Below are 5016 nucleotides of genomic sequence, written 5' to 3'. Positions count from 1 at the left end.
TGATGGTAGAGCCAGTCCAGGTTGCCATAGATCATTGTATCATAACCTGCCTGTTCGATCTTCTCGCAAAAGCGAAGGGCCAGATCGGTTTTCTGTTCGGTACTCAAAGAATTGATTCTTCCTGTATCCGTATTAAAGATCTCCATATCATAGGCCACCGGCAGATCCAGTTTTTCATTGGCCAACATTTCCAGAACCAACGCACACTCTTCATCTATCTCTTCTTCAGTCACGGCGCTGGAATACCAGTAGACTCCCACTTTGATGCCTTGTTCTCTGGCGCCTTTTACATTGTCGGCAAACTGTTCATCCTGGTACAATTCGCCATGGACCGCGCCGCGATACCCTATCCGGATCATCGCAAAATCAATGGAACTGGCTTTGACTTGTTCCCAGTCAATGACGCCATTGTGCTGGCTGACATCGATTCCTTGAAGACTGGTATAAGCATCCTCCTGATAGACCATGAACCCGTTTTCCTGCACAAACCGGTCAGGATCCAGTAGTTCATCTGTTTCTTTAGGCATAAGAAGCGTGAGACCTAAAGAAAAGATGATCGCAAATCCCAGACCTAAGAGAAGGATTCTTTTGAACTTTATTTTTCTTTTTCTCATATTCTTATTAAATCACAAATGTTTCTTTACGGCTATTTTGAACTCCCTTTATAAACATGATAAAATATCCCCATGAAACTTTATTTTAAAGAAACACAAGAACCAGATTCCAATGTATACAGCCTGTATAAAAAAGCGTTCCCGAAAAATGAAAGAGTCCCTTTTGAAGATCTGGACCTGCTTCCAGGAAGCCACTTATACGGCATCTATACCGATTCCGAATACACCCAGTTTGCCGGCATGATCGATATTTTAGATTATAAAGGCATCTGTCAGGTTCGCTATTTGGCCACCGATGATTCTTTGCGCGGGCAGGGAATCGGTTCTAAGATCCTGGACTGGGTCAAAGAGAACTGGAAAGACTCCATCATCTGCATCGATGTGGAATCCGACCGGGTCCCTTGCGACAATCTGGAACAGCGTTTACGAAGAAAAGCCTTCTATCATCGAAACGGATTTGAAGACAGTGAAGACTCTTATCGCTGGAACGGCGATGTCTTTGATCTTCTGGTCGCTAACGGGCCGATGAAAAAAGGCACCTATGTAGAACTGTGGAAAGAATTATTTACGATATTAAAGGCACAGAAAGCCAAACAAAACTAACTTTCTATGATATACTTTGAAGGAATATGAAAGGATGTTCATATATGGAAACAAATGAAGGAAAGAATTTTATCGAACGAATCATAGATGAAGACCTGGCCAATGGAACGTATTCGGGGGTCGTGACCCGTTTTCCACCCGAACCCAACGGCTATCTGCACGTCGGGCATGCCAAAAGTATCTTACTGAACTATGGCCTTGCCAAAGAATACAACGGAAAATTCAATTTGCGCTTTGATGACACCAATCCCACAAAAGAAAAAGTGGAATTTGTCGATTCCATCATCAAGGACGTAGAGTGGTTGGGATGCCATTATGAAGGCGATGTCAAATTCGCCTCCAACTATTATCCGCAAATGTATGAAGCCGCGATCAAGCTGATCAAAAAAGGAAAAGCCTACGTTTGTGATCTTAGCGCCGAAGAGATTCGTGCCTACCGCGGAACCTTGACAGAACCAGGAAAGGATTCGCCATACCGCAATCGTTCCATCGAAGAAAACCTTCGTCTTTTTGAAGGCATGAAGAATGGTGAGTTTGAAGATGGCGCCAAGGTTCTTCGCGCCAAGATCGATATGGCCAGTCCAAACATCAACATGCGCGATCCTGTCATCTACCGAATTTCCCGGCAGACACACCACAATACCGGAGATGAATGGATCATCTATCCAATGTATGACTTTGCCCATCCGATCGAAGATGCCATCGAAGGCATTACCCATTCGATCTGTACGTTAGAGTTTGAAGACCACCGTCCTTTATACGACTGGGTCGTAAGAGAGCTGGAATATCCTCAGCCGCCAAAACAGATCGAATTCGCAAAGATGTATCTGACCAATGTCATCACGGGAAAACGCTATATCAAACGTCTGGTGGATGAAGGCATCGTGGATGGCTGGGACGATCCTCGTTTGGTGACCATCGCCGCCTTGCGCCGCCGCGGATTCACACCGGAATCGATTCGCACTTTTATGAATCTGGTGGGTGTCTCCAAAGCCAATTCTTCGGTTGATTATGCGTATCTGGAACATTGTCTTCGTGAAGACCTCAAGCCAAAGGCACCACGCATCATGGCCGTTTTGGATCCAGTCAAACTTGTCATTGACAACTATCCGGAAGACAGTTATGAACTGGTCGAAGGAAATATCAATATGGACGATCCAGAAGCCGGTACCAAACAAGTTCCATTTGAAAGAGAATTATGGATCGAACGGGAAGACTTCATGGAAGAACCGCCAAAGAAATACTTCCGTCTGTTCCCTGGCAATGAAGTGCGTTTGATGAATGCCTACTTTGTGAAGTGTGTCGGCTGTGAAAAAGATGAAAACGGAAAGGTGACCGTTGTGCATGCGACCTATGATCCAGAGACCAAGGTAGGATCCGGCTTTACCGGAAGAAAGGTCAAAGGAACGATCCACTGGGTCCCTGTACATCACTGCATAGAAGCGACGGCCCGTTTGTATGAAAACCTGGTCGACGAAGAAAAAGGTGTCTACAACGAAGATGGCTCTTTGAATCTGAATCCAAATTCTTTACAGGTTGTGGAACATTGTTACATCGAACCGTTTGCCAAAGATGCTAAAAAACAGGATAAATTCCAATTCGTACGAAACGGATATTTCTGTGTCGATGAAAAAGATACGACCGAAGATCGTTTTGTGTTCAACCGCATCGTATCACTGAAAAGTTCATTTAAATTACCAAAATAGGCTTGGAGATCCAAGCCTTTTTCAAAAGGAGCCCGCATATGATACAAGACATTTCCCCTCACAAATTTGATAATTCCTTTAAGATCCAGACCCCTTCAAAAGAAGACCATGTTCTTGGCTTCCAGGATAAGAATGCCTTAGTCAGATATACAGACACCGGCATTCAGTGTCCCCTGTTCAAAGACCTTGATCTTCCTTTGGAAGGAACGTATCTGTTTTCCATCGATCACAAGGCTTACTTCCTGGTCATGGAGGTGCCGGAACAGAATGGTTTTTCTTATTGTCCGCTTCGTCCTTTGACCAAAGAAAGCCCCAACTATTTCGGCTTTGCCTATGCGACCGGATTTCATCTTTATGACTGGTATCGAAACCGGACATTCTGCGGACGCTGTGGCACAAAACTTATTCCCAGTACCAGCGAAAGAGCGCTTGTCTGTCCTCATTGCGGCGTAACCGAATATCCAAGGATCTTTCCTGCCGTCATCATCGCCCTGACACACAAAGACAAGATCCTTTTAGCCCAGTATCCTCATATGAAAAAACAAGTGCTTCTGGCCGGCTTTGTGGAGATCGGTGAAACCTTAGAAGAAACCGTGGCCCGGGAAGTCTATGAAGAAGTGGGCCTGAATGTGAAAAATATCCGCTATTATAAATCCCAGCCCTGGGGTATCGTCAGCGATGTTCTGGCCGGTTTCTATTGTGAATTAGACAGTGAAAAAGAGATCCGCCTGGACACGAATGAACTTCAGCGTGCCTATTGGATCTCCAGAAATGAACTTTGTTACGGCAAAGAAAACTTAGATGGAAGCCTGACTTCCGAAATGATCTATCGTTTTAAGATCGACGCCTACAAGTGAATCGGGAAAGTAACGATGGCCTTGAAGACATCCCCATCCAGAACGATCTCAAAGCTTCCGTTCTGGATCTCGCAAAAGCTTTTCACAATGGCCAGACCCAGACCGCTTCCCGGTTCATGACGGGAGGCATCGGCGCGGACAAAGCGTTCGGTAATGTCTTCCGGATCAAAATCCAAAGGCGTCTTGGAGATATTCTGAAGCGTGATCCGAGCCTTGTTGTCCACTTTTTCCACATATACAAACACCCTTGTATCCGGCAAGGCATATTTTACGATGTTCGAGATCAGGTTTTCGAATATCCGAACCGTTTTGTCTCCATCCAGCTCACAGAAAATCGCTTCTTCCGGTTTTCGAAGCACCAGCCGTAATTGATCCTTCTTTAAAAGATTTTCATTTTCGATCAAAACTTGTTCCACCAACGATACGATATCCACCGAACTCAGATTCAGATCCATATTGCCGGAGTTGGCTTTGGAGACTTCAAAGAGATCTTCGATCAGCTTGCTTAAACGATCTGTATACTGATTGATTCGTTCCAGATACTCCTGTTTTTCTTCTTGCGAAAGATGGGAATCGTTGAGCAGTTCCAGATAATTCTTGATGCCTGTCAAAGGCGTCTTTAGATCGTGAGAGACATTGGTGATCAGTTCGGTCTTCAGATTCTGGGAACGAACACGTTCCTTGATGGCTTGTTCAAAATCATCCTGCAAGGTATCCAGACGTTCCTGTAAAGACAATAAAATATCGGTATGATCCATAGGAGTAACGGAAAAATCTCCCTGTCCCATCCGATCCATTCGGCCTAACAGTTTCTTATATTCTTTTGTCAACAAAACCGCTTTATGCACCAGGAACAAATACGTACAGATGCCATAGACCAGTGCCAGAAGCCAGCCCCAGAATAAACTGAGCAAGAAGACAATAAGGGTATTGATCAGGCACCCTTTAAAAATCAGTGATTTGAGATTGTCATTGAAATCATAATTCTTAATATCCTGGATATCCTGTACCAAACGTACGATTTGACGGCCCAGCCAGACATCTTCCTTTAGAAAGCGCACAGGCCCTGAACAGAATGCGTATTTCACGTAATAAAAGCACAAGCCGGTTAAAACCATAAACAAAAAGTACACCGTAAAATCAAGCGCACCCACCCAGATCTCCGGCATCGGCAAGCCAAATCGATCAAGGGCAGGAACCAGTCTTTCATCCAGCGTCAATCCGATACAGTATGTC

At 44.7% G+C, this 5016-nt stretch carries 5 protein-coding genes; 3 read left to right on the top strand and 2 right to left on the bottom strand.

Annotated elements, in window-relative coordinates; translation table 11 throughout:
- On the bottom strand, positions 1 to 614 hold a 614-nt coding region (locus tag Q0K03_RS07090), incomplete at its 3' end, for a GH25 family lysozyme (RefSeq protein ID WP_297239011.1).
- A 72-nt stretch (positions 615 to 686) separates the two neighbouring features.
- Here Q0K03_RS07090 and Q0K03_RS07085 point away from each other — a divergent pair.
- Genes Q0K03_RS07085 through nudC form a run of 3 tightly spaced genes read left to right on the top strand, consistent with a single transcriptional unit; the run spans position 687 to position 3780 of the window.
- Positions 687 to 1217 (top strand): GNAT family N-acetyltransferase, encoded by a 531-nt coding sequence (locus tag Q0K03_RS07085; protein ID WP_297239010.1) that lies wholly within the window; start codon positions 687 to 689, stop codon positions 1215 to 1217.
- A 44-nt stretch (positions 1218 to 1261) separates the two neighbouring features.
- Positions 1262 to 2923, top strand: coding sequence for a glutamine--tRNA ligase/YqeY domain fusion protein (locus Q0K03_RS07080; RefSeq protein WP_297239009.1), 1662 nt, complete (start codon positions 1262 to 1264; stop codon positions 2921 to 2923).
- 38 nt (positions 2924 to 2961) lie between these two features.
- The gene (gene nudC, locus Q0K03_RS07075; protein ID WP_297239008.1) at positions 2962 to 3780 is read left to right on the top strand and encodes an NAD(+) diphosphatase; all 819 of its coding nucleotides are present in this window, start codon (positions 2962 to 2964) and stop codon (positions 3778 to 3780) included.
- On the opposite strand, the gene Q0K03_RS07070 is transcribed toward nudC, so the two are convergent.
- On the bottom strand, positions 3771 to 5016 hold a 1246-nt coding region (locus Q0K03_RS07070), incomplete at its 5' end, for a HAMP domain-containing sensor histidine kinase (protein ID WP_297239007.1). The genes nudC and Q0K03_RS07070 overlap by 10 nt on opposite strands.

This window comes from uncultured Faecalicoccus sp., from assembly GCF_944327125.1.
Classification (GTDB): domain Bacteria; phylum Bacillota_I; class Bacilli_A; order Erysipelotrichales; family Erysipelotrichaceae; genus Faecalicoccus.
The sequence above is the reverse complement of the archived record's forward strand: the minus strand, read 5'-3'. Positions and strand labels throughout refer to the sequence as shown.

Coding starts and splice junctions, on each gene's coding strand:
- Q0K03_RS07085 (WP_297239010.1), top strand. CDS start 687: ATGAAACTTTATTTTAAAGAAACACAAGAACCAGATTCCAATGTATAC.
- nudC (WP_297239008.1), top strand. CDS start 2,962: ATGATACAAGACATTTCCCCTCACAAATTTGATAATTCCTTTAAGATC.
- Q0K03_RS07080 (WP_297239009.1), top strand. CDS start 1,262: ATGGAAACAAATGAAGGAAAGAATTTTATCGAACGAATCATAGATGAA.